The organism is Comamonas koreensis (assembly GCF_021026195.1).
GTDB classification, from domain to species: domain Bacteria; phylum Pseudomonadota; class Gammaproteobacteria; order Burkholderiales; family Burkholderiaceae_C; genus Comamonas; species Comamonas koreensis.
In genome coordinates this window covers 188,008-210,935 of sequence record NZ_JAJNCT010000021.1, presented here as the reverse complement: position 1 = coordinate 210,935, position 22,928 = coordinate 188,008, and the positions used below count along the sequence as shown (strand labels likewise).

Annotated in this window: 32 protein-coding genes; 4 read left to right on the top strand and 28 right to left on the bottom strand. The window is 62.9% G+C overall.

The annotated features are described in order from the left end of the window. Positions 1-12: 12 nt before the first annotated feature. The 10 genes from LPW39_RS17125 to LPW39_RS17080 form a co-directional block, all read right to left on the bottom strand. Positions 13-1,152: a DNA cytosine methyltransferase gene (locus LPW39_RS17125; RefSeq protein WP_230778007.1), complete on the bottom strand. Its 1,140-nt coding sequence runs from the start codon at positions 1,150-1,152 to the stop codon at positions 13-15. A 4-nt stretch (positions 1,153-1,156) separates the two neighbouring features. Further along, on the bottom strand, positions 1,157-1,378 hold the full coding sequence (locus LPW39_RS17120) for a hypothetical protein (RefSeq protein ID WP_230778005.1): 222 nt from the start codon (positions 1,376-1,378) through the stop codon (positions 1,157-1,159). A 5-nt stretch (positions 1,379-1,383) separates the two neighbouring features. Beyond that, a complete protein-coding gene (locus LPW39_RS17115) occupies positions 1,384-1,650 on the bottom strand; it encodes a hypothetical protein (protein ID WP_230778002.1) in 267 nt (88 codons plus the stop codon). Continuing rightward, entirely contained in the window at positions 1,647-3,560 is a 1,914-nt protein-coding gene (locus LPW39_RS17110; protein ID WP_230777999.1) for a replication endonuclease, read from the bottom strand. The genes LPW39_RS17115 and LPW39_RS17110 overlap by 4 nt, the downstream gene beginning before the upstream one ends. Before the next feature lie 73 nt (positions 3,561-3,633). Then, complete coding sequence (locus LPW39_RS17105; RefSeq protein WP_230777996.1) at positions 3,634-4,098, bottom strand: hypothetical protein; 465 nt, start codon at positions 4,096-4,098, stop codon at positions 3,634-3,636. Between the two features lie 10 nt (positions 4,099-4,108). After that, on the bottom strand, positions 4,109-4,261 hold the full coding sequence (locus LPW39_RS17100) for a hypothetical protein (RefSeq protein WP_230777994.1): 153 nt from the start codon (positions 4,259-4,261) through the stop codon (positions 4,109-4,111). 110 nt (positions 4,262-4,371) lie between these two features. Continuing rightward, complete coding sequence (locus tag LPW39_RS17095; protein ID WP_230777992.1) at positions 4,372-4,809, bottom strand: ogr/Delta-like zinc finger family protein; 438 nt, start codon at positions 4,807-4,809, stop codon at positions 4,372-4,374. A 52-nt stretch (positions 4,810-4,861) separates the two neighbouring features. Further along, positions 4,862-5,332, bottom strand: coding sequence for a hypothetical protein (locus LPW39_RS17090; RefSeq protein ID WP_230777991.1), 471 nt, complete (start codon positions 5,330-5,332; stop codon positions 4,862-4,864). Continuing rightward, on the bottom strand, positions 5,307-5,543 hold the full coding sequence (locus LPW39_RS17085) for a hypothetical protein (protein ID WP_230777989.1): 237 nt from the start codon (positions 5,541-5,543) through the stop codon (positions 5,307-5,309). Before LPW39_RS17085 ends, LPW39_RS17090 begins: the two co-directional genes overlap by 26 nt. Positions 5,544-5,579: 36 nt before the next feature. Beyond that, positions 5,580-5,795 (bottom strand): hypothetical protein, encoded by a 216-nt coding sequence (locus tag LPW39_RS17080; RefSeq protein WP_230777987.1) that lies wholly within the window; start codon positions 5,793-5,795, stop codon positions 5,580-5,582. Between the two features lie 104 nt (positions 5,796-5,899). On the opposite strand from LPW39_RS17080, the gene LPW39_RS17075 reads away from it, so the two are divergent. From LPW39_RS17075 to LPW39_RS17060, 4 genes are read left to right on the top strand one after another with little or no spacing between them, the layout of a single operon-like run. Beyond that, the gene (locus LPW39_RS17075; protein ID WP_230777985.1) at positions 5,900-6,649 is read left to right on the top strand and encodes a S24 family peptidase; all 750 of its coding nucleotides are present in this window, start codon (positions 5,900-5,902) and stop codon (positions 6,647-6,649) included. Between the two features lie 33 nt (positions 6,650-6,682). After that, entirely contained in the window at positions 6,683-7,165 is a 483-nt protein-coding gene (locus LPW39_RS17070; RefSeq protein WP_230777983.1) for a hypothetical protein, read from the top strand. Positions 7,166-7,168: 3 nt separating this feature from the next. Beyond that, a complete protein-coding gene (locus LPW39_RS17065) occupies positions 7,169-7,399 on the top strand; it encodes a hypothetical protein (RefSeq protein WP_230777979.1) in 231 nt (76 codons plus the stop codon). Further along, positions 7,396-7,749, top strand: a complete 354-nt coding sequence (locus LPW39_RS17060; RefSeq protein WP_230777976.1) for a hypothetical protein — start codon at positions 7,396-7,398, stop codon at positions 7,747-7,749. Before LPW39_RS17065 ends, LPW39_RS17060 begins: the two co-directional genes overlap by 4 nt. A 44-nt stretch (positions 7,750-7,793) precedes the next feature. On the opposite strand, the gene LPW39_RS17055 is transcribed toward LPW39_RS17060, so the two are convergent. From LPW39_RS17055 to LPW39_RS16970, 18 genes are all read right to left on the bottom strand, one after another. Next, on the bottom strand, positions 7,794-8,879 hold the full coding sequence (locus tag LPW39_RS17055) for a contractile injection system protein, VgrG/Pvc8 family (protein WP_230777974.1): 1,086 nt from the start codon (positions 8,877-8,879) through the stop codon (positions 7,794-7,796). A 3-nt stretch (positions 8,880-8,882) separates the two neighbouring features. Next, on the bottom strand, positions 8,883-9,377 hold the full coding sequence (locus tag LPW39_RS17050; protein ID WP_230777971.1) for a phage tail protein: 495 nt from the start codon (positions 9,375-9,377) through the stop codon (positions 8,883-8,885). 12 nt (positions 9,378-9,389) lie between these two features. Further along, a complete protein-coding gene (locus tag LPW39_RS17045; RefSeq protein WP_230777968.1) occupies positions 9,390-11,954 on the bottom strand; it encodes a phage tail tape measure protein in 2,565 nt (854 codons plus the stop codon). 27 nt (positions 11,955-11,981) lie between these two features. Then, positions 11,982-12,242 carry a hypothetical protein gene (locus LPW39_RS17040; RefSeq protein ID WP_230777966.1) on the bottom strand — a complete coding sequence of 87 codons (261 nt, stop codon included), beginning with the start codon at positions 12,240-12,242 and terminating at the stop codon, positions 11,982-11,984. Positions 12,243-12,262: 20 nt separating this feature from the next. Beyond that, positions 12,263-12,391 carry a GpE family phage tail protein gene (locus LPW39_RS17035; protein WP_330166620.1) on the bottom strand — a complete coding sequence of 43 codons (129 nt, stop codon included), beginning with the start codon at positions 12,389-12,391 and terminating at the stop codon, positions 12,263-12,265. A gap of 26 nt (positions 12,392-12,417) precedes the next feature. Further along, a complete protein-coding gene (locus LPW39_RS17030; protein ID WP_230777964.1) occupies positions 12,418-12,789 on the bottom strand; it encodes a phage tail assembly protein in 372 nt (123 codons plus the stop codon). Between the two features lie 125 nt (positions 12,790-12,914). Next, positions 12,915-13,424: a phage major tail tube protein gene (locus LPW39_RS17025; RefSeq protein ID WP_230777963.1), complete on the bottom strand. Its 510-nt coding sequence runs from the start codon at positions 13,422-13,424 to the stop codon at positions 12,915-12,917. Between the two features lie 39 nt (positions 13,425-13,463). Further along, the gene (locus LPW39_RS17020) at positions 13,464-14,669 is read right to left on the bottom strand and encodes a phage tail sheath protein (protein ID WP_230777960.1); all 1,206 of its coding nucleotides are present in this window, start codon (positions 14,667-14,669) and stop codon (positions 13,464-13,466) included. Between the two features lie 175 nt (positions 14,670-14,844). Continuing rightward, positions 14,845-15,378, bottom strand: coding sequence for a hypothetical protein (locus LPW39_RS17015; protein WP_230777957.1), 534 nt, complete (start codon positions 15,376-15,378; stop codon positions 14,845-14,847). Then, positions 15,378-15,896: a hypothetical protein gene (locus tag LPW39_RS17010; protein WP_230777955.1), complete on the bottom strand. Its 519-nt coding sequence runs from the start codon at positions 15,894-15,896 to the stop codon at positions 15,378-15,380. The genes LPW39_RS17015 and LPW39_RS17010 overlap by 1 nt, the downstream gene beginning before the upstream one ends. A gap of 2 nt (positions 15,897-15,898) precedes the next feature. After that, positions 15,899-16,372, bottom strand: coding sequence for a hypothetical protein (locus LPW39_RS17005; protein ID WP_230777953.1), 474 nt, complete (start codon positions 16,370-16,372; stop codon positions 15,899-15,901). Positions 16,373-16,381: 9 nt separating this feature from the next. Beyond that, positions 16,382-17,431, bottom strand: a complete 1,050-nt coding sequence (locus LPW39_RS17000; protein WP_230777951.1) for a virulence-associated protein — start codon at positions 17,429-17,431, stop codon at positions 16,382-16,384. Further along, positions 17,421-19,592 (bottom strand): DUF4815 domain-containing protein, encoded by a 2,172-nt coding sequence (locus tag LPW39_RS16995; protein WP_230777949.1) that lies wholly within the window; start codon positions 19,590-19,592, stop codon positions 17,421-17,423. The genes LPW39_RS17000 and LPW39_RS16995 overlap by 11 nt, the downstream gene beginning before the upstream one ends. 16 nt (positions 19,593-19,608) lie before the next feature. After that, positions 19,609-20,106, bottom strand: a complete 498-nt coding sequence (locus tag LPW39_RS16990; protein WP_230777947.1) for a hypothetical protein — start codon at positions 20,104-20,106, stop codon at positions 19,609-19,611. A 5-nt stretch (positions 20,107-20,111) separates the two neighbouring features. Then, positions 20,112-21,074, bottom strand: a complete 963-nt coding sequence (locus LPW39_RS16985; protein WP_230777945.1) for a phage tail protein — start codon at positions 21,072-21,074, stop codon at positions 20,112-20,114. Positions 21,075-21,076: 2 nt separating this feature from the next. Continuing rightward, the gene (locus LPW39_RS16980) at positions 21,077-21,928 is read right to left on the bottom strand and encodes a baseplate J/gp47 family protein (RefSeq protein WP_230777941.1); all 852 of its coding nucleotides are present in this window, start codon (positions 21,926-21,928) and stop codon (positions 21,077-21,079) included. Beyond that, a complete protein-coding gene (locus LPW39_RS16975; protein WP_230777938.1) occupies positions 21,925-22,284 on the bottom strand; it encodes a GPW/gp25 family protein in 360 nt (119 codons plus the stop codon). Before LPW39_RS16975 ends, LPW39_RS16980 begins: the two co-directional genes overlap by 4 nt. Then, complete coding sequence (locus LPW39_RS16970) at positions 22,281-22,895, bottom strand: phage baseplate assembly protein V (RefSeq protein ID WP_230777936.1); 615 nt, start codon at positions 22,893-22,895, stop codon at positions 22,281-22,283. The genes LPW39_RS16975 and LPW39_RS16970 overlap by 4 nt, the downstream gene beginning before the upstream one ends. Between the last annotated feature and the right edge of the window lie 33 nt (positions 22,896-22,928).

Below are 22,928 nucleotides of genomic sequence, written 5' to 3'. Positions count from 1 at the left end.
TTTCGATGGTGGTCAGATCAGGTCTTGCGTGACTTCAATGAAGGTTTGCGCGGCTTGCGCGTTGATGGCATTTCCGTAGGCGCGCAGGCGTCCCACTCGGGCGGCAGCCCCATGAGCCAGCGGGAATGTGCCGGGTTCAACTGGCCGCCACTTTCCATCCCGGCAGAGCAGCCAATCAGCAGCTCGCCAGAGGCCGTTAACCGGGCCGGGCCCTGCGCTTCCTTGCATTGCTGGGCCAGGGAGCTGCCCGTCATTCCCGCCGTTATCCCCCTCCCCGATCTGGTCGAGTCCGAGGCGCTCGGGGTTGTCCAGCCCGCAAGTCGCGCCACTTCGTTCAGCGGTCTGGAGTTGTGCGCCAGATCGTTCCCCGGCAGATTCGCGCCTTTGTGGTCGCGTGCCTGAGGCGTGGGCCAGCCCGCCAAGTTGGCTGCATGGTTCAAGGTGATGTTCTTGGTCGTGGCCTCGATCGAGGGACAACGCAGCCCGTCCGTGCTGGTGGCTGTTGGCCAGCCGGACAGCAGCACCTGATGACAAAGCTGCACTTGCCCCGGCCCTAGGCGGTTGCCCAATTTCGCGTCCACTGTGTTGGGTGTACGCCAGCCCGACAGCAGCACCACCGGCACCCAAACGCCGCCCAGCTCCACGCACTGCGATCCAGTAGGTTCGGTCGCGGATGTGCGGCGCACCGACGCCCGCAGACGGGAACGCAACCGCCCCGAAGGCATAACCCAGGGCTTCCATGTCAGTGTGTACAAGGTCGAGCCAAGGGTCTGCATCCTTGCTTGCAACCTGCTCTCCATAGATTGCTGCAGGGCGGCACTCGCTGATGAGGTGGTGGAAGGCTGGCCACAAGTGCCGCTCGTCATCAAACGCAGAGCCTTGGCCTGCCTGGCTGAAAGGTTGGCAAGGACAGGAACCGGTCCAAACAGATCGGTCATCTGGCCAGCCAGCGGCGCGGAGGGCGTAGGACCAAACACCAACGCCTGCGAAGAAGTGGCATTGGGTGTAGGGCTTGAGGTCATCGGGGTGAACATCTTCAATACTCCTTTCGTCCACATCACCGGGGGCGATGTGGCCCGCAGCGATGAGATTGCGCAGCGTCTGCGCGGCAAATTTGTCGATTTCGTTGTAGTAGGCGGGCTTGATCAACATGTGTTCAGCCCACCAGACGCAGCTGGTTGGGGTTCTCGTCGGGGTTAGCCAAGGCTTCGGCCTTGGGCTTGCGGCGGCGCTTGACCTTGGCTGCTTCGGTGGCCAGGCGCTCGCGCTCGGCCGCGAAGACTGCGGCCAGATGGCTGGCGTCGTGGCCGGTGCCCACATAGGCGCCAGGCTTGCGCTGGTAGGTGTGGGTGCGGGGCTCGGTGCGTTTTGCGTTCATGGCACTTACTCCTTTGGTTGCTGGGTTGTGGTGGTGGAAAAATCGGCTCGCTTTAGGCGCGGGTGGGTCAGGCCTGCGACCAAGCCAACAAGCAGGCGCTCGTCGGTGTCGGCAATCTCCAAAATCTCGCGCTTCATGGCTTGGCGGGCCTCTGGGCCGTCCTGCATGTCGTCGCACACGCGGCGGCCTGCATCCAGGGCCTGCTGCAGCATTGGGCTGACGGCGCGCATGCGACGGCCCGCCTGGGTGGGTTTGGCGGTGGTGGTTTTCACTGCTGGGCCTCCATTTGCCGTAGGCGGCGGAAGTAGTCGATGGTTTCCTGGGGATAGGTAGGCGCTTTTTCGCGCTCGCTGACGCCCAAAATGGCCCGGCGCAGCTCGCCGGTGATGCGGGCCGTACAGTTATTGAAACCAGTCCAAGCGCGCGCCTGCGGCGCGCGGGCACCTGCCATGCCAGTGCCCTGCGCTTGTTCTGCTGCATCGCCGTTTTTGGCGGCGTCAAAGTCATGGGATGCATGCGTGCTGGACTCACCAGCAACAGGCACCCAGGCAATGCGGCGGCTCACCAGCCAGCGGCCCGACATGCGGCCCTTGCGCGGCGTCAGGCCGACGATGCGACCCACCTTTACTTCTTCGCCGTATTTGTTGACCTGGCCGTCTTCGACCATGCGGTTGACGGTTTTTAGGTGCCAATCGTCGCGGCGGCGGGCGTGGCCGCCCATGGCCTCCATGAACACGCGCCAATCAGCCTTGATATCGCCATGGCGGTGGCAGGCGCGGTATGCGCGCATGGTCAACTGGTCACCTTCTTTGGCGAACAGCTCCAGCTGGTCATGGCTGACGCGGCGCAGCTCGCGCCAGGCCGTCACACTCGGCATGCCAATGGTTTGGAACTGGCGAATACCCCAGCAGGCAGCCCATGCGTCCACGCGCTGGTGGCCCTGGCTTTCTTCGGCGCCGAAGTTCATGGCGATCTGCTCGCCGCTTACCAGGTCTTGGTGGTCTGCCAAAGCAATGTGGCCAACGCTCTTGGCGATGTACTTGGCCACGTAGCCCGCCGCACCGCCCTTGTCCATGCGCTTGATGCACACCCGGTACTCTTGGGCGCCGCGCTCGTTTCCGTCTTCCTTGAGCCAGTAGCGGCGCAGCGTGCTTTCGAGCTGCTGCGCATCTTCCAGGGATTCAGTCCACAGCAAGGCATGCCAATGTGGTGTGCCGTCGTGGTGCGGCTCTGCCACGCGCAAACCATAAATCTTGATGCCCTTGCGGCCCAGCTGGGCACGGGCCTTGGCCCAGGTGTTGCAAAGCCACTGCTGGCCATCGCGCGGCGTGGCGCCCTGGTACTTTTCGTTGGGCCTAGTCTTGCCGCCACTGAATGCCACGGGGTGGTACTTGCTGGGCAGCGTCAGGGTAATGAACAGACCGAAGTGGCCATGGCTGTCGGCGTACTCCTCGGCCCCGCGAATGCGTGTCATCAGCTCTCCGCCGCGCACAGTGGGGTTGGCAGTGCCCAGGGCCGCCAGCTCGGCCAGTGTGTACACCTGGCCCGCCTCATTGCGGTACAGGCTGCGAGTCAGCACATCGATGTTGCGCTTGATCTGGGCTTGGCGGCGCTGCAGGCCGTCGTGGCTGATGTAACGGCCCCTGGCCACATTGACCAGACCCAGGCGAATGGCGCCTGCCTCCACCACGCGCGCCACATGGCGGCGCAGCTTGCGGCGCCACCATGCGCCATCACAGGCTCGCTCGATAGCCGCAGCTACCTTCTTTTCCCAATCCTCTTGCGTGTCCGAATGCTGAAATTTAAATAGGCTATCCAGGTCTTCATCGGACAGCGCACCCGTACCACGCAGCATCACCACCAGGGCTTGGTACTGTTCACGGGCACCCGTGGCCATGCCGGCAGCTTGGCAGCTGGCCAGGAACTCGCCAACGGCACCCGATAGACGCTTGGCCCAGGTGCAGATCTCAAAATCGCTGAGATTCAGACGCGATGCATTCCCATAGCGCGCATCAAAGCCAGCGATCTGCTGCAGCTTGTCCCAAGCTTGTGCCCACTCGGGCGGGGCCTCCAGGCTTTCATCGACCAACATGCCGCCACCCAGCTGGGTGCGGATAGCCTGTTGCCAGCTCTTCGGCGCGGCCTCCAGCACGCGCTGCAGGTGGTGTTGAACCATTTGCATGCGCGGCTTGTTGGCCTCCCAATCAGAGAGGCCAGCAGTGGGCAGGGTGCGCAGGATTGCCGGCATGGTGCGCTTACTCCACCGTGCGCAAGGTCAGCGCGTGCAGTCTGCCAAATAGGCGCTTCGCCTCACGAATGAAGAACTTCACTGCCTCGCGCTCAGCGGGCGGAATCTCCTGCCAGCTGCGGCCAGCCAGGTAGTCGATGGTGTTCATGTCGCCCATGCCGCCCGCCATCAACATCATGACGCGCCATGACACGGGGATGCTTGCCCACTCGGCATGGTCCGCGCCGGCGTACATGCCCCGGCTGGCCTTCTCCACAAAGAAGTCCCGGTTCTTCATAAAGCGCGCACGTTCACGCCGTGGAATGCCCTTTTCAGGTGGGCCGACGAATTCGGCGCGCGCAGGCGCCTTGGGGAACAGGTCAAGCTCAGGCGCAAGGTACTGCATCTGCCGCACATCACGCACAGGCAGCTTGCGCAGGCCATAGGGCAATGCGGCTGCCACTGCGCTGGCTTCGGCCTTGTCTTGCTTCATTCCGCTGACCTCAAGCCAAATACACGGTGCAGCCGCCACGCTGGCAGCCAATGCGCTCAAAGTAATCGAATGCGCGGTCGTAGGCGGCACCAATGCCGGAAGCCAGAATGCAGCGGGCCTTTTGCTCGCCGTCTTTTAGGTAGGTCATTTGGAAGGTACGCATTTGGTGATCCAAGGTTTTTTTGGCAAAAAAAGCCCCTGCCAGGCCCGCAGGCCTTGCAAAAATTGGTTGGGGTTGGTGGTGGGGGTGGCCGCTATTGAGCGGCTCGGGCGCTAGCTGCTAGCGCCTGCCGGCTTGTCGCCTGCAAACAGATCGCCGGTCACCGGCTGGGTGTACAGCGCGTCATGGGCCGCCTCGCCTGCGTTGTCGAGTACCACGCGCATCATGTCGCGGCGCACATGCGTGGACAGCGGCAGGTTGACAGTGGGGTCAGGCGTGGCGCTGGGGCTCAGCGTGCGCACAATCTCGGTGGTGGCCACAAAGGTGTGGCCGCATTCCACGTTGGTGCATTGGTAGATGGTTTCGCGCATCGTGGCGCTGACCGGCTTGCTGGTGCGGATTTCGCAGGTTGCCTTGCAGTGGGGGCACTCCATGCGGGTGCCCTCCATGCGCAGGCGGCGGCCCGTGTGGTTGCCGCGTGGCTTGCGGGCCTCGGCCGTTTTCAGCACCGCCTTGTGCAATGCCTTTTGTTCTGCTGTGGTGTGCATCATGGTGTGCCTTTGTGCAGTCGATATAGCCACTTTTGAGCCGCTCAATAGCCGCTCACTGCTTGGCAAAAAATTGCACCTGGCCGCGCTGCTGCTTGTATTGCTGCAGGCCCAGCAGGTAGACAAAGCGCAGGAACGGCGCTGCATGCTCCAGGCCCAGGCTGTGGGCCATCTGCATGGCCTTCTGTTGCTCAGACGGGAAAATGCGCAGACCGGCCAGCACGTTGGGGTGCTTGGCCGCTTCACCTGGGGGCTTCTCGTCAACGCCGCTAGCGAAGAAATACTGCAGCTGGTCTTCCTGGGCCTGCAGCTTTTGCCAGCCCATCAAAAACACGGTGCGCAGGAAAAAGCCACGGTTCCAGCACTTGACGCCGGCCAGCGCGTCGGCCTCCTGCATTTCGCGCTCGAACAGGCGCATGCTGGTCAATTTCTTGACGGGCTGCTCTGCCTTGGCCACCAGGGCGCCCGGCTTGCGGCCGCGCGCCAGTTGCGTCAGGCGCTCACGTTGGATTGTTGCTGTTGTCATCTGCGCTCCCGGCTTTTGCCGTTGTGTTGTTGATTGCCAGCTGCGGGCCTGGCCGCTTGCCGGTCATGGCCGCCACCATGGTGTCTAACTGCCTGCGGTTGAGCTGCTCTATAGCCGCTTCAATGCTTGGCAGCTGCATCGCGTGGCGGTACCGCTCCAGCTTTGCAAGCTGTTCTGGGCTGTAGCCGATCTGCTCGATGGGAAGCTGCATGGAACATTGCCGCTCTTGTTGTGCGGGTGCCGCCAATTAGCAGGCGGCCCCGGCGCTGTGTTGGTGGTGCATGTCGCCCAGGCCCAAGGCCTCCAGCTCGGTGTCCACCCGGCGCATGGTCATGTCGTAGACAAGCGTGGCCGGTTCGGTTTTCAGGCGCAGGGCCATCACTTCCAACATGGCCCAATCCTCTGGGCGAAACCGCACGGTCTTCTTGGCCGTGCGTGCGTGATCCGGGTTCTTGTATGCCATCTGCCAAGCCTCCCCGCCTACGGCGGTGTCGTGTACCATCCCTCTACAGGACGTAATTTGGTGTTACGGCTGAATGATAGTTCAGAATTCCGAACAAAGCAACAATGAATTCAAAAAAAGAAACTGAATCAGTTGAGGATTCCGGCCTAGCTAAAGGAATCGGTTCAAGATTACGAACCGAACTTGAGCGCCTTAGCCTCAAGGCCGATTATTTTTCTGACATTGGCAAGGGTTACGCGAAAGGCACCATCTATGCCTGGGCGAGGGGGGACAACTCTCCCCCTGCTGCATTTCTGTCTCATGCAGCTGATGCCGGGATGGATGTTCAATTCATCATCACCGGCAAGCGGGCAGCAGAAGGCCAGGATGTTTTAGCTTCCAGTCGTCACGCCCTCACCGGCCCAGCCCCGACACCGGCACATTCAGAAGACACCCTCTACATTCCGCTGCTCAGCGCCACCGGCAGCATGGGCCCAGGCAGCGAAGCGCTGGCCGCAGATGTGGTGATGGGTGATGTGCCCGTGTCCTTAACCTGGGTGCAGATGAACCTGCCGCGCAGCCGGCCCGAAGCGTTGCGCCTGGTGCATGCCTACGGCGATAGCATGCGCGGCACCCTGGAAAGCGGTGACTTTGCCCTTGTGGATACCGATATCCATTCAGTTGACGCCGATGGGGTGTATGTCCTGGAGGCGCACCAACGCTTGTTCATCAAGCGAGTGAGACAGCGCATTGACGGCAGGTACGAGATCAGCAGCGACAACCCGGCGATCAAGCAGACCGACATTCTGAACGGCGGCCACGAGGTGCGGATCTGCGGCATGGTGGTTTACGGGTGGAATGGTCGGCGCTTTTAACCCGCATCCAAGCAAACCACTCAGAGGGGAATCATGCAATTCTTGGAGTTCGTCTACGTCAATTCATCGGGTGAAAGCAAAGCACGAGCGCTGGATCGCTGGGCTGAAGAAGGTCACTACATCACCGGCTACGATGTTGCAGCCAACGGTGCTCCCCGCACCTTTCGTAAAGATCGCATCGCCCGGTACCTGAATGGGTGCGAGGCATTGCTTTCCGATCCGTTCCAACATCCACCTCCCAAGCCGGACATATCAGCCCCAGAAGCGAACAAGCCGCAAATTTTGTTTACCGGCTTCGGCGCTGCTCGCCGGGCTGAGCTCGAAACCGCTACCGCTGCCGCAGGCCTCGCTGTGGTTAAAACTGTTACTCAGCGATTGGTGTTCGTGTGTGCAGGCCCCAATGCAGGCCCTGCTAAAGTGGCTAAGGCCAGAGTACAGGGCTGCTACATCGTATCGGAGACGCATCTTCCTGAACTACTCGAATCCGGCGTTTTGTACGACTCCATATTGGACTAAAAAATGACAACAGACTCCGATGATTACGACATGCAGATGAAGGTATTCATTGCTGCCCACTTTGCAGTTGTAGCTAGTGCGCAAGGCACTATGCTAAAAATGTTGTTTGATAAAGGCGTGCTATCACGTGAAGAGTATTTCTCTCAAGTCATGTCCTCAATTGGCGACGTCGATAATGCAGAGGGCATGCGCTACATTTCGGAATACTTGAAAACGCTTAAGGATCTTACATGAGCGGTAACAACGTTCATCCCCTCTTTGATCGCTTCAAGGACTCCTTGCCTTCGGGCACTGAGCCCCCAGATAATGGGGATATGGAGCAACGCGTAGCCAAACTTGAAACCCTTGCCGAGAAGACTAGCGAGCGACTTGTTGCGCTTGAGAAAAGCTCGGCACTTATCTTGCAAAAGCAAGAAGAGTTCGCCCGCCACTTTGCCACCAAGGCTGACGTTGAGGCCGTCAAGACTACCGTAGCTACCTCAACATCCACCATCATTAAATGGGTAGTTGGTGCTGTCGTTTTCAGCCAACTTATCCCCGTGCTCGCCACTTGGCTGCCTAAAATTCTAGGCCCCACGCCATAAGCTACCGGAAAAAGCCACTCTAAAGTGGCTTTTTTCTTGTCTTGCTATTCGTCATCGGCGGAAACATCATCAGGGTCATTTGTGCGCGTTGGTGCATCCCCCTCCCCGTTCCGCTCCATCTCCAGCTCGGTGGTAAACCCTCCGTCCCCGCTCAGCTCGCTGGTCACCGTCTTAATCAACCAATCCTCCCCATCGATCTCGGGTTTGAAGCCGCTGACCTTGACGGGCGTTTGCACCGCCAGCGCCGGCTGGCCGATAGCCAGGCTAATCTGCAGCGTAGCCTTGCCGCGCACGATACGGCCCATCTCGGCCTGCGCGGCCGCCAGCGCGTCGGCCTCAGTGGCATAGGTGTCTTTAAGGGTTTTCAAATTGGTTTCAGTGCCCGCGATTGCTGCCCGGCGCTGGCTGTTGTTGGTGTCGCCCCAGTACGCCCGCACGCCGCTGTAACTATCGCGCTCCGAGCTGCTGTAGTTGTGCCGGTCGCCGGCGCGGCGGGTCAGCACAACGGCGGGCATGGCCTTGCCGCTGGCAGTCGCTGCGCCGTTGATTGGCAGGAACAGCAGCACGCCCATTTTGACCGTGGCCACTGCATCATGCTGGCGGCCTATGCGGGTCAGAAAATGCACCGGGCTTTCGTTGGTCTGGTCGATGTGCTGCACGGGCTTGCTGGCCAGGCTTGCGCCCACCTTGGCCTCTAGCCCATTGGCCTTGGCAACGTCTTGCACGATCTGGCCCAGGGTAGTGCCGTGCCAGCTGCGGCTGGTGCGGCTGCGCAGACCCTTGCCCAGGTTCGCACTGCGGGCGCGGAAGCTCAGCACATCCGGCGCGCCGTCGTGGCCCACTTCGTCCACGGTGTATTCGCCCTTGTCCACCAGGCCGTGGCCCACCCAGCCCCAACGCAGGGCCACAGTGGCGCCCTTGGGCGGAATGGCCAGCTTTCCGTCATGGTCGCTCAGCTCCACATCGAGCTGGTCGGCTTCTTCGCCCCGGCTCTCTGTCAACGCGATGCGGATCAAGCGGCCATTGATTTTGGGCGTGATGTCCTGGCCGTTGATGGTCAGCAGGTAGGTGGGCTGGCGGTATTCGCTGCCGGCGTCCAGTGCTTCGGGTTGTTGGGTTGCGTCTGCCATGGGCTACCACCATTCCCCGTCACCATTCAGCCACCAATCCCAGGGATCGCCGCCGTACCAATCATTGTCACCTGCGCCACCGTCCGGCCCGGTGTCCAGGCCGCCAGACGGGTCAACCTGCTGCGCATCCACTCGGGCCAGGGACAGCGTGAACTCGATCTTGCGCGAGGCACCTTCGCGGATGAAAACGCTGCGTGTCGTGTTGAGGCTTTCAATCACCCATGCGCCCAGCGCCTCGCCGGTACCGGTGCACAGGTTGTAGGCTTTGCCTGCATCGGCCATGTCGGCCAAACGGTCAAGGGCCTTGCGGTCGCCCATGAACTCGGGCACCTGCAGGCCGGTCAACGTGATCTTGTCATCGCCTGGCCCCACATACTGGCGCGCCGGCCGGTCGCCCACCCGGCTGCTGCTGGGGTGGCGCCATTCCTGGCTGCGTTGCAGATCGTTGTAGGCCAGGGTCGAGAGGCCAAATACAAATTGGCCAAGGGCTGCCATCATGGTTGCTTACTCCTAGTCAATGTCCGTCAGCCTGCTGCCTCGGCGGGCGGCCTTTTGCCGCTCGAAGCGCTCAAGCTCCGCCCGCACGGCGGTGGCAATCTCATCGCCCTTGGCGTTACCCTGCACGGTGATGTTGATGGTGTAGCTACTGGCGCCGCTGCCAGCAGCAGCCCCACCGGCCGGAGACGCAGCCGCCATGCTCGCCATATGGAGCATGGGAAGCATGCCGCCCATCGGCAACGCCATGGCACCCATCGGCACCAGAGTGGCCGCCGCCATGCCCAGCGCCGCAGTGCGCACCAAGCTAGAGCTGCCAGTAATACCTTGCGCTGCGCCCTCACCCACATAGCCGCCCAGCTCCGCAAACACGCGGCTCGGGCTGTGGATGCCCAGCTTTTCTTTAAACCAGCCAATGCTGCTGCTGGCCACTTCGCCCACGGCATCGCGCACGGCCGCAACGCGGCTGGTAATACCGCTGACCAGGCCCTGAATGATGTTGGCGCCTGCGTTAAAAAACTGGCTGGTCAGCCCCATGACAGCCTGCAGGCCGCTGCCAATGGCAGAGGTCAGGTCTTCCCAAAGCAGCTTTGCGCCGCCCACTACATCGTCCCAGCGCTGGTAGAGCATGGTGGCTGCAGTGATCACCAGGCCAATGGGGCCAAGCAGCCGCGCAAAGGTGGCACCAAAGCGCAACACGGTAGGAATGTAGGCGCTCAAACTACCCACCCATTGCCCGATCCTCGTAAACCAGCCCAGCGCGCCGCCCACGGCCCTGCCTGCCAAGCCCCACATGCTGGCTACGGCGCCACCACTTCGGGCCAGCAACCCCATGACACCGCTGGCTTTGCCACCGGCCAAGGCCATGCCGGCAAAACTGAGCCCCAAGCGGGCCAGCAAAAAGCGCAGCAAAAAGCCTTTGGCCAAGAACAGGCCCACGGGCACCAGCAAGGCGCCCACCGCCGTGGTCAGCACCGTGACAGATATGGCTGCCCAAAAGATGGCTTTGCCCAGCATGGGGTTTTGGCTGAGAAAGCTGCCTACTGCGCGGATTTTCTCCGTAACGGTATCGGTGAGGGCGCGCAGGCTATCGGCGTTTTGCTCAAACAGGCCAATCTTCACATCGTCCCAGGCGCTGGACATTTCGTCCATGCTGCCGCGCCAGTTGTCCGCCATGGTCTTGGCGGTTTTGGCGGCGGCGCCCTGCGAGTTTTTCAGAATGTCGGTGTACTTTTCGATGTTGCCGCCGGTGGCTTCTTTCAACAGCGATGCACCACCCGATGCAGCCTCCAACCCAAAAATCTCGGCAATGATTCCCAGCCGCTTGCCGTTGCCCAGCTTCTCGGTGCGCTTGGCCACTTCGCCCAGGATCTCCACCATGGGGCGCATATTGCCCGCGCTGTCCATGGTTTTGACGCCCAAGGCGTCAAGCGCCTTAGCGGCATCTTTTGGAGGCTTGGCCAAGCGGGTAAAGGCAGAGCGCAAGGCGGTGCCCGCTTTCTCGCCTTGGATACCGGCATTGCCCAGCAGCCCCGCCATGGCGGTGGCGTCTTCAATGCTGGCCCCAAACTCGGTAGCGATGGGGGCCACGTAGGTCATGGTGTTGCCCAGCATCTCCAGGGTCACGTTGGAGCTGGTGAACCCTTTGGTCAACACATCGGACACGCGGCCCATCTCTTCGGCCTGCATCCGAAAGGCTTGCAAGATGTTGGACGAGATGTCTGCCGCCCGCGCAATCTCCAAGTCACCCGCCTTGGCCATGTCCAGCACACCAGGCATGGCCGCCATGATTTGATCAGGCTTGAACCCGGCCATGCCTAAAAACGCCTGCCCCTCTGCGGCCTGGGTGGCGCTGAACATGGTCTCGGCGCCCAGCCTGCGCGCCTGCATGCGGATGGCCTGCATTTGCTCAGAGGCCTTGTCAAGCCCGGTCAGCGCCTGCACCTTGCTGAGCGTCTGCTCAAAGTCGGCGCCGGCCTTCATGGATTCAAAGGAACGGCTCGCCATGCGCTGCCCCGCATAAAGCCCGCCGGCGCCGGCAGCGGTGACCATGGCGCCATGCTTCATGCTTTTTGCGTGCTTTTCTTTGAGAGCTACCAGCCGCTCTTCCACCTTGCGCTGCTGCTCCATCTTGCGGCGCTGCGCGTCGATCTGCGCATTGGCGCTGGCTATGTTGGTGGCCAGGGTGGCTTGCGCCTGAGATACTTTGCCCAGGCCCAGCGCGCTCACGTCCGAGCGCAGGCGCATCACGGCAGCGCGCTGCCGCTCATAGGCGGCCGTCTGCTTGGTGATAGCACGCTCTTGGTCTGCAATCTGCTTGGTGGAGGCCTGCCCTGATTTCTGCATCAAGGCGAGTTCTTCCTTCATCACCCGCAATACTTGGCGCTGGCGGTTGACGGCCGGGGCGGCATTTTGCAGGCGCTGCAGCATTTGCTGCTGGGCCTGCATTTTCTTTATGGCTAGCTCTGTCGCTCCCACAGCCTGCGCCGTGGCCTTGCTGCCGGTGGCGATATTGCGTAGCGGGCCAGAGATTTTGTCAACGGCTGCCAGCAGTACCTCTAGGCGTAATTTCTCAGCCATGGCGCACCACCTGCGCCGGCTGCGCGCTTAGGGTTTGGCGGCCATGGCCTCGTCGTAGCGGCGCACTGCAGCGTTGATGCGCTCTATCTCGGCCAGCGCTGTTTGCTGCTCTGGCGTGGGCAGCGTTGTGGGCGCATTCAAGGGCGCACAGGTGGATCCACTGTTGCGCATCGAACGCCCCACTATTGCACCGCCCAACATGCCCGCCAGTCGCAAGGCCATGACCACAGCGGCGGCCACGGCTGACAAGCCCAGGGCTGCGAGTGAAACGGTGATGAGGGTATCCATAGGGGTGCATCTTAACGCTTTCATTCTGGAAGGGCGTGTGCTGCGTTATGCCGCTGCACGGCCAGGCCGTGCCAGCGCATCAAATCCGCCAGATCCATGCGTTCCAAACTCTCTAAGGGCCAGTGAAAAAGGTAGGCAACATCTGCGATGGCGTCTTCTACGGTTGGGGGTATCGCTACGGCATCTCCGTCTTCGGTGCGAAAAAATTTACCAACGCCATCCCAAACACGACCAGGTCGTAGGGATCAAGGTTTTCGACCTCATGCTTGAGCAGCGGCGGCACCGTCACCCTGGGCAACACCTTCAAGATTTCATCGGTCTTGGCCCTGAGCAGCTCTTCCATGTAGACGCCGCGCAGCTCTCCGCTTCGTGGCTTGCGCACATGCACCTTGTCGATCACCTGCTCACCACGCTTGATAGGTTCCTGCAGCTCCACCGGCCGCGCAGGGCGGCCGTTGATGACGACTTCTTCCCCCAATGCCTGATTGATCGCGTCTTCGGCCGTCAGAATTTCATCGGCCTGGTGGTTTTGCTCAGCTGTTTGCATGTTCTTCTCCGGGTTATCAAAAAGACAGCGGGCGCACGGTGTGATGCGCGGCCCGCTGTTGGAACTGGGCGGCCCTGCTCCGGGGTACGCCCAGCAGCTTGGCAAAGCTGCGTAGGGTTGGCGGTTTAAACGCCCAGCGCGGCACGCACGGCGGCCTGGTTGTCTACGCCGTCGATCACTTCGATCATGTTCACAAAGTCGATTTCGACGATGGTTTGGCCGTTGAGCACTTCCTTGTAGTAACTCAGCTCGATCTTGTAGGTGTGCTCGGTGGCCTCCCCTACCTTGGCCGAGCCCTTGTCGATTTCGCTGATGCGGCCGCGTGCAACGATCTCCGCCACATCCACCTGACCGGTGTCCTCGTTATCGATGGCGCCAGAGAAGCGCAGCATGGTGGCATCGTGGCGCACAGCACCGAAGCCGCTGTGGCTACCATCGGCCCAGCCGGCCATCTTGTATTCCATGGACAACGCGTCCATGCCAAAGTCTTGTTTAACCGGGCCGCCCATGCCACCAGCTTGGTAGTCCTCCATCTTGCGGGTGAGCACCGCTGGGGTTAGCTCGGGCACCTGGCCCAGGTAGCTGATACCGTCTTTGAAGACGGCAAAGTTTTTGAGTTTGCGGGGCAATGCCATGGTGTTGCGTCCTTATGCGTGGTGGCGTTGGTGATGCGCTTACAGGCCCGAGGCCACGCGCTGGGCAAAGTCGCCCCAATACTTGTCAGAGATGCGCTGGATAAAGCCCAAATCCTCCAACGGTGGAATTGGCGTGTAGTCGTAGTCGATGGTGAGCTTGCCGAACTTGAGGGTTTCGGTAGTGTTCACCTCGGTATCGAGCCAGGCAGAGCCGCCCAGGATGTAGCCCAGATTCTTGAGGCTGCGCAGGCGGCTGTTGATGCCTTCGATGATGTCCTTGGCCAAGCTCGGATGCATGGGCTTGTCCACCGCCCAGAAATGGCCCTCGGCCATGGTGTCGGCCAGCACATGCGCGGTACGCACCGCGCTTTCAAAGGTGAATTCGGGCTCAATCGAGCAGGTGCGGCTGCCCCACAGGCGATAGCCATCCTGCGCGATCCAGGTAGTTACCTTGCCTTCGTTGAGCAGATCGGTATCGGTGGCCGTGCTTTGCAGGTCAAAAAAGACGGCATGCTCCAGGCCGGTGATACCGTTGAGCGGCACATTGGAGATGGTTTTGTGCCAGCCTTGCTCGGTGTCGATCTTGGCGCGGGCGCCCAGCGCGAATGCCACAGCAGGCGCCACCACGTTGGCCTTGGCGGCCGAGTCCCAGCGCATCACGTTCGGCCAGATCAGCATGGTTTCGCGTTTGCCGAAACCGTCCGCATATTCGAGCGCTTCGCTCACATCCTTACACCCATCGCAATACACATAGGCCATGGCGCGCAGCTTCTCAGCGGCTGCGGTCAGCGCCTCGGCCACAGGCTTGGTGTCCAGGCCTGGCGCGCCCAGGATGCGCGGCTTTACCTTGAGCTGGGACTGTGCATCGAGCAGCGCTTGAATGCCGGTGCGTTTGCCATTGATGTAGTCGCCCACCACCTTGCTGGTCTGGTCGGCAATCCTTTCTTCCTCAGTCTCTCCTACGCCCTCGGCAACGCGCACGATGATGATGATCGGGCGCACCTGATCGGCGATGGTGGCCAGCGCCAGGGGCAACGTTCCAGTGCTGCCAGCTGCTGCCTGGGCCTTGCTGATGCTGGTGAACAGCACCGGCTTGTCCAGCGGGTAAACAGCCGGGTCTGCATCTGGGGCGGTGACCATCATGCCGATAACCGCGGTCGATGGAATGCGCAGTTCAGCGGTGCCGCCCGAGACTTCGACTACGCGCACGCCGTGGTGGTAATTGGCCAGGTTTCCTGTCGCCATATTCGGATACTCCAAAGGGTGAATGGGTGCGCAAGCCGTTGCATGGGCGCGCTTGATTTCTCTGTAGCCGTCAGTGTCTGCCGCGCGCGCGCGAAACTCCAGCAGCGGGCGCTGTGGCTGCGGCAGGCACAAAAAAACCCGCCTGGGCGGGTTGTCAATGGGATGGGAAGCGCCCCTAAATCTCGGCGGCCACCACGCGCAGGCCGGCGAAGTGCATGTGCTTTTCAGGGGGCAGGCCGCTGTTGATCATTTCTTGGCTGACGTTCCAAATGCGGGCTTCGGTCATGGCCACCGGAAACAGTGCGCGGCCATCTTCAAACATCACCCGCACCGGGCGCACGCGGCCATCGCTGCTGCTCAGGGGCAGGTCAAACGACTCATTGACCGGGTACAGCTGGCCCGCCACATCCATGCGCACGGCCAGGGTCAGCGTGGCGCCCACCACCGTGCGCACCTCGCTCATGGTGTCGGCCACGATGGTCTGGGTGTCGTGGGCGTGGTCAGCGGTAATGCTCTCCAGCACGATGGTGGGTTGCACATCGCTGGACTTGGGCACGCTCACCCACTTTTTGCCCGTCCAGCGCTGGCCCAGGCGGCTGTCGTCATCGCCAATCGGAATCGCGTTATCTGGCACAGGATCGAGGGCGGGCATATAGCTGCCCTCCCCACCGCATACGCCGGCCGCGTCAATGAATGCATATTTCGCCATCAGACACCCTCCACTACACAAAATCCATAAGCACCGGGGTTGTTGCCGTTGCTATAGGCCAAGCACCGCACTGTCGATGCATTTATCAGCCGATAGGACATAGGCACAGGGCCGGCCCCGCCCATCCAAACTGTGCGGATGGGAATGATGAAAGTTTTTGCCGGATTGACCGCAGAAATCGGAACGTCCAGATATCTGGCCGTACCCGTCCCCTCATCCCCGTTTGTCCAGTTCGCATTGGTGCCCACCGCATGTTGCACGTTGCGGATGCCGCCCACGCCTGCAACCGCAGCCGACACATGCGCCTTGACGTTATCGCGGGCCGCGTTGGTTACCGCATTGATGTTGTCGCGCGCCGCATTGGTGTTGCCGTTGATGCTGTCGCGGTTGGCCGTGGCCTCGCCGCGCGCCGTGGCGATATCGGCTTTCACGGCGGCGATGTTGGCAATGGCGGTGGCCACCTGGGTGGCGACCGCCCGCAGCTCGCCGTAGATGACGGCTCCTAAACTTCCACTCATAGTCAAACCTCGCTGGCAGTGATGGCCTTGATGCGCCCGCCTTCGTACTCAAAGGTTTCGGTGCGGGTGCGGCCCTTGTAGGTGGTGGCAATGGTCTTGACCGTGCCTTCGGAGTTGTAGGTGTAGTTGGCCACGGCGGCATTGCCGTCGATGGTTTCGGTCACCTTTTCAACCTGGCCTTGGGCGTTGTAGACAAAGGCCACCGATGTGGCGCCGTTGGCAGGCCCCAGGGCCAGATCCTCGCGCCGCAACGTGATATCGGGGCCGGTCTTGCCGTTGACCGTTTCCACCTTGTCGGCGGTTAATTCGTTGATCTTCTGCCGCTGGCCCTCCAGAGCCTGCAGCAGCTCAAACAGTTCTTCATCGACGCCGGCGCCCAGGTCAGCCAGGCGCTGCACATCGGCGCGCAGCTTGTTGCCCGGGCTGGGCAGCGGAAAGCCAAAGTTCTTGGTGATAACGCTGATGTCTTGCGCCATGTTCTACCCCTACTGCAGCACCACGGCGCGCAGGTTGCGGATATAGGGCCGCGCTGTGGGCGTGCCGGTGGGGGTCAGCCGCACGCGCAGCGCTGCCGCGTTGATGCCGGTGAGCTTGTGGTGAATCTCCACCACCCCCACGCTGTTGGTGCCGCTGGCCGCCGCATCAATGGGCACCTCCACCCAGTTGGATTGGCCGTCGATCTGCATATGCACCGGGCAGGCTGCGCCGCTGGGCATATCCGCCTCGTAGATCACCCGCAGCTCGGTGCCGCCGTTGGTGCTGATGGCCGGATAGATGCAGGTGCCGCTGCTTTGCAGCACGCCCACCAGCAGCATGGTGCCCGGCTCCAGCACAGCGCCCAGCCCGGTATCGCCCACGCGCAGGGTTGCGCTTACCCGCACCTGGCCAGTGAACGCAGTGTTGAGCCCCACGGGCTGCATGGCGTCCACGCTGTAGCTGTCCACCACTTCCGATTTGATCGGGTCGATCAGCTCCAACAGGTAGGTGATGCGGGCCGATGCCTCGGGCGAGGCGGCACCGGCGTTAATGGCCAGCATGGTGGCGCCCTCCACCTCCTCCGTGCCCAGCACGATGGTTTGCGATGGCTGCGCATATTGCACGGCCAGCAGCTCAAAGCGCAGCATGCTGCCCGCGATGGGCGCCACGGCGCCGGCGGGGGTGATGCGGGCCAGCTGCCCCAGCGCTGGGGATGCGGTCACCAGCTGGCCCGCGCTGGCGGTGTTGGCCTTGCCCACCTGGGCGGTGTGCAGCGCGGTGCCGGTATCGTTGCACTGCACGCAAATGGCATATTCCATGCCCTCGGTCAGCAGCACCGGTGCGGGCCACACCGCCTTCACGGCCTGGCCGTTGGTCGGGATGGCGTCTTTTTCAATATGGCATTCGGCCAGCACTTCACCGGGTCCGCCCGTCGCGCCGTCCACCTTGGTCAGGTAGGCAATGGCCTTGCTACCCACCGCAGAGAAATAGAGCTTTACGCCACCGTCCTGGTGCGTGGCCGGGCTTTTGAAGGTCTGGAAAAGAGTGTTAAACGACATGGGTGATTACCTCGGGGCCAAACCCCCGGCCATTGAGCCCGGAGTAGGTGGTATTGACGCGGATTTGCAGTTGCACTTCGCCCGTGAATGTGGTCATGCATGAGCCTCCCTGGTTGCCAGAGAAACCCACCATCTTTTTGCCGGGTGGCAGGTTGGCGGGCACGGTGAAGGTGCCGCGAATCTGGCCCGCCGCATCGGCCACCAGGCTGCCGCCCGGCACGGGCAGCGGCTGCAGGGCAATGCCATCAAAGCCCAAGGTGGTGAGCAGCTCCCCAGGGGCAAAGCCGTCGATGGTGAACTGCACCGGGATGCTGCGCATAAAGATGGCGCCTCCGCTCAGCTTGGACAGGTCAAGGCTTTCCAGGAACTTGTCACGCGCTTCATCGCGGGCTTTGAGTACCTGGTCGCCTGGCGTCATGCCCAGAATGTTGTAGTAGTAGCCACCCGGATAAGTGCGCTCGGTTTCGTTGATCCATCGGTCAACGCTGGGGGACAGCACCACCTTGGCAGGCATGGGGGTGGGTGGCGGCGGGTTGGGCACCACGGGCGCCGGCGCGGCCACGGTGGTGGCCTCGCTGGTGGCCAGCTGCGCCCACAGCGTTACCAGGCTGTGCGCCATCGTGTGGGTGGTGGCCCCATCGTCCAGCGGCATGGCCTCCATCGGCTCGGCCAGCTGCAGCGCGCCGCCTGCGATCAGCGCGGTTTGCTCCATGCCTTGGTCGCGCATGCTGTTGTCCAGCATCGGATCGGCGAAGCTGCCGCGCTTGAGTCCCGCATAGCGGCCCGACACATCCACCGCCAGGCGCAGCTCGGCCAGCTCCAGCTTGTGCTGGTTGTGCTGCCGCTGGTAGCCCTGCAAGGTGGCCATGCTCACCTGGCGCACTTGGTCCACGATCACGCCGCGCGTGCTGTCCCAGCTTTGCCAGATATTGGCCAGGGCCAGCAAGCCAGCGGGCACCGATGGCGCAACCGGGTTCCACTGCGCAGGCACGCCCTTTACCACGTTCAGCGCGCCCTTGGCATCGATCACGATGACATCAATACGGCGCAGCGCCGGGGTGTAGTCCACCAGCATGGTGGTGTCTTTGACGGCGCCAGTGACCGCAAAGTCATAGGTGGTCTGGTCTTGCGCCGGCTCGGTGCTCATGTACTCAAAGTCGCACATGTATTTGCTGCCCGGTGCCACCTCGGCGCCTGGCAGGCTCCAATCGACTTGGCCCGCGTTGAGCTTGTAATCCACCCCCTGGGTGTAGGTGGTTGCGCCTTGCGTGACGCTGTTGATTTTGACCACGCTGTTTTCTGGCAGCACATCCGCCGCGCCTGCGAAGGGGCCGTGGGTCAGCTCCACCGTTCGGCGGCGTTGCACCCGCACCGTGGCCTGTTGCAGCACGGGGGTGCGGTTAAAGCGCACGCGCTGGGTGTCCAGGGTTGCGCTGCTGTGCGGCTCGCTGCTGATCTGCATCACATCGGGCACCGCCGCAAACACCAGCCGGCGCGCGGCGCCACTGCGCACCGCCACGCCACCCACGCGCGCCGCGCCGGCAGACAGGCTGAACACCTGGCGGCCTTCGGCGTCATCGTCGAGCATGGTGGTTTCCATGCCCTCGATCACGTAGTAGCCGCCGCCCGTGCTTTCACGGTCATAGTTCTCGATGGCCTTGGTGGTGGCTGCCAGCTGCGGCGCGGCCTCGCGGGGCGTTACCACCCCATCAATGATCTGCCACACGGGGTAAAAGTCGCCCGCCTCGCCGCTGCCCGCCTGGCCCCAGGTGCAGGTGGTGCGGGTGCGGTCTGCGCCCGCCTCGCCGCGCGTCGGGCTGGCCAGCTCATTGTCATAGAGGTCAGGGTCTTGCAGTGCGGTGACCGTTTCCTGCAGCAGGTAGACGCCCACGCTGACTTCGCCCACCATCGCCACCACCAAGCTGGCGGCGGGCACGTCGCGAACCTGGCCCGCCAAGTAGATGCGGCCAGCGTCCAGGGTGCAAGCGCCGGTGCTACTGACTGCGCAGGCAGCGCCGGCCGCAATGTCGCCTTCGGCAAACAGCACATCGGCCACGCCGCGCAGGGCGCTCGCCGCATTGTCCTGCACCTCGTCCAGCTCACGGGCCTGCACGGGGCGGCCCAGGCGAAATTGCAGGCCGGTGTAATTCTTGTCGTTCATTTTCTGGTTGCTCCCCTCACAGCGGCAGGATCAGGAATTCGGTTTCTTGCTTGCGCTCGCGTGGCGATGGCTTGCGGTACTCCAGCGTGTACATATCGCCAGGCGTTGCCACCTGGTCGGCGGTGATGTAGCGGTGACCTGGCGGGGTGTCGGGCGTTACCGTGGTGCCAAAGAACAGCGCGCATTCGCGCACCGTCTCGCCGTCTGCATCAAAAAAGCCAAAGTTCGCCTGCAGGTACAGCCACTGCGATGGCTCGGCGCTTTTCTTGTAATAGAGGATGTTGTCGCCCACGCCCTCGGGGGCCATGTAGTCGTAATCGGCCTCCGTAGCCGGCACCACGTATTCCACGATGGTGGCCAGGCTGCGGCCGATCTCATCGCGCATTTGGCCAGCAATGGGCACGGCGGGCGGCTCTTGCCAAGCGCCATCACCCCGGCCCCACGCAAAGTAGGCGGGCATGGCCGCCAGGGCCTTGGCCAGGGCAATGCGGCCCGTGTCTTGCAAAACGATCATGTCTGTCACTCCTGAATAACGATGTTTCCACCGGCAATGTCGGTGGTCTGCCAGGTGTCGCCGTCCCAGCCGCCCGTCTCCCAGGTGCGGTCTGGCACCGTGCGGGGTAGGTCGCGGCCCGCCTGGCTGGCTGCTGCGCCCAGGGGCTGGCCCAGCGGCGATGCAATGGCGTTGCTGGGCGCGCTGCGGGGGGTGGTGTCGCCATAGCACGCCAGGCGCACATAGGCAGGCGCTGCGCCGCCATGGGTGGCTGCAGCTGTGCCTGCCAATGGCTTGCGCACCGGGCTGCCCAGGCGGTAGAGGTTGAGCAAGGGCCAGTCAGTGCGGCGCATGCGGCCACCCTTGGCGGTGCAATGCCCGCCCGGTATCCGCGCCCCCGTCAGGCGCGGCGCGGTGCCACCGTTGAATGCCCCCTGGCTCACGATGATGGTGGTGCCGTCGCCCGCATCCATCGGCGTGCCGCTGTCGGCCTGCAGCAGGCCATGGTTCAGGCCCGGGCGGCTGTTGGTGCGCAGCACACGCCGGTCCAGGCGGTGGAACACCCGGTAGAAGCGCACATGCAGCGGCAGACTGGCCTTGACCACATGCGCCAGGTAGCGCAGGTCGGCGGCGGTGATTTCGCGGCCCGGATCGATGTGCAACAGCGCACCGTCTTCTTCGATCTTGACCCCGCGATAGCCCAGCCAGCCCATAGCCCGGCGCACAGCGGCCGCGCTGCCGCGCTCACGCAGCCAGGGCAGCCCCTTGGCCAGCAGCTCGCGCGGGTCAGCAAAGTAGCGGTCAAACTGGCTGAGCTGCCAATGTGCAACCACCCAAGGCTGCAGCACATCAGGGTCGGCGGCGGGCTCGGCCTGGTCGGCCAGGCTGCCCCAGTCGGCTGGGAAATTGCCATCAATAGCCCGCTCCAGCAAGCTGGCATTGGGCGGCAGCACACTGCGGTGACGCTGGGAGACTTTGGGACCGGCCATGGCTATGCCACCCCCATGTCCACCAGCAGCACCTGGCCCAGGGTCGGGAAGTATCCCACCGGGATGGCGGTCACCTCGGCAGGCGCCGTGCTGTCTGGGTATTCCACCCGCGCAACCCCCTCCACATGCAGCAGCGTGGTGATGTAGCTGCGGCCCACCGCTGCGGACAAATCAGCCATGCCGGCAAAGGCAGTCTGCAGCCGGCTATTGAGCAGCTGCAGCAGGTTGGCCGGTGCGGTGCGCGCGCGGTAGATGTTGGCGGTGATGTTGATGGCCATGGGCTGAGCCACGGCCACGGTGATGGGCACCCCGAGCATGCGCCCGCCGTCGCTGTTTACCAGCGCGTCAACAGCCTGCTGGGTGGCCGTCGCCTGCGCCTGGTCAACGCACCACAGCATCAGCTGCACCCTGCCTGCGGTCGGGCTGGTGGCCATGGCCGCGCGCACGTTCAGGCTGGCGGTCATCGCCTGGTACTCGTAGTACTCCCGCGTTCCCTGGCTGGACAGCGCCGCAATGCGCAGCTGCACACGGGTGCGCAGTCGGGTGTCTGCCTCGCCATCCATGCGCGTGACGCCCACCAGGGCCGCAAGGTGGTCAAGGTCGGCACCCCGGGCAAAGGCCAGCAGGTGGGCGCGGGCGGCGTCGTTGACGCGCGCACGGTATGCCATTTCGCGCATGGCAAAGGATTCCAGCAGCTTGGTGAGTGGCTCACTCTCCAGGGCCAGCACATCGTCTACGGCGGGCAGGTGTGGGCGCAGCAGGTTAGCCAGGTCGGTTTTGCTGGTGGCCAGAATCGTTTCGTAGTTGAGGGCTTCGACAACATCAGGCGCGGGCAGTGTGGCCAGGTCGATCATGCGGAGGCCCCCCACGCAATGGGCACCGACAGGCGCAGCGGCTGGCTTGCGCCAAAGTCGCTGTTGTAGGTGCCCAAAATCTGATACTCGGCATAGCCGGGGCGGCTAGGGTCGCGCAGGCTTTTGATCTGCTTGACCTCAATGCGCGGCTCCCAGCGCATCAGCGCCGATTGGATGGCGGAGAAAACGCGGGTCTGCGCAAGCAGGTTGTCGGGCTGGTCGACCAGCGCCTGCAGCAGGCTGCCATAGTCGCGGCGCATCACGCGGCTGCCGATGGGCGTGGTCAGGATGTCCATCACCGATTGGCGCAGGTGGCTGATGGCATCCATGCGGGTGCCGGTCTGGGCGTTCATCATGCTGGCACCGGGCCTTCCGTCAATGCCTGACCCTTTTGGACGCCCTTGTGCGGGTGGCTCACCAGGCTGATGCCCGAGGCGATCACATCGGCATCACCCACCACATTGACGTTGGCCGTGATTTCGCCCGGGCCGATGGTGAGCGTGGCACCACCGGCCTGCAGGGTGATTTTGTCCGACTCCATGGTGATGCTGCAGCCCTCTGCCACTTCAAAGCGCACGCGCTTGTCCATGTGCAGCAGGTGTTCGCCCTTGGCAGTTTCGCTGTAGTCCTTTTCGCTGAACTGGTCGCGGCAGGTGTCTGCCTGCTTGCTGGGGGCGGCCATGCGGTCGCTGTACACGCCCAGCAGTACGCATCCCTGGCCCAGGTCGCCGCCCGTGGCCAGCACCATGCACTGTTCACCCTTGACGGGCGGCCACCACTGGCTGCCCTTCTCGCCTGCGGCGCGGCCCGTAAACCATGGCAGCCAATCGGTTTCGTTGTCGCCGGTCTTGACGCGACAGCGCGCGGCGGCCAGGTCAACAGCCGCAACCGTGCCCATGCGGGCCACGTTGGCCAGTTGGCGCGACAGCTCTAGCGGGTTGGTTTCTGGGCTGGTGTTTGGGGGCATGCGGCCAGTGTCGGCCGCGCGCGCGCGGAAGGC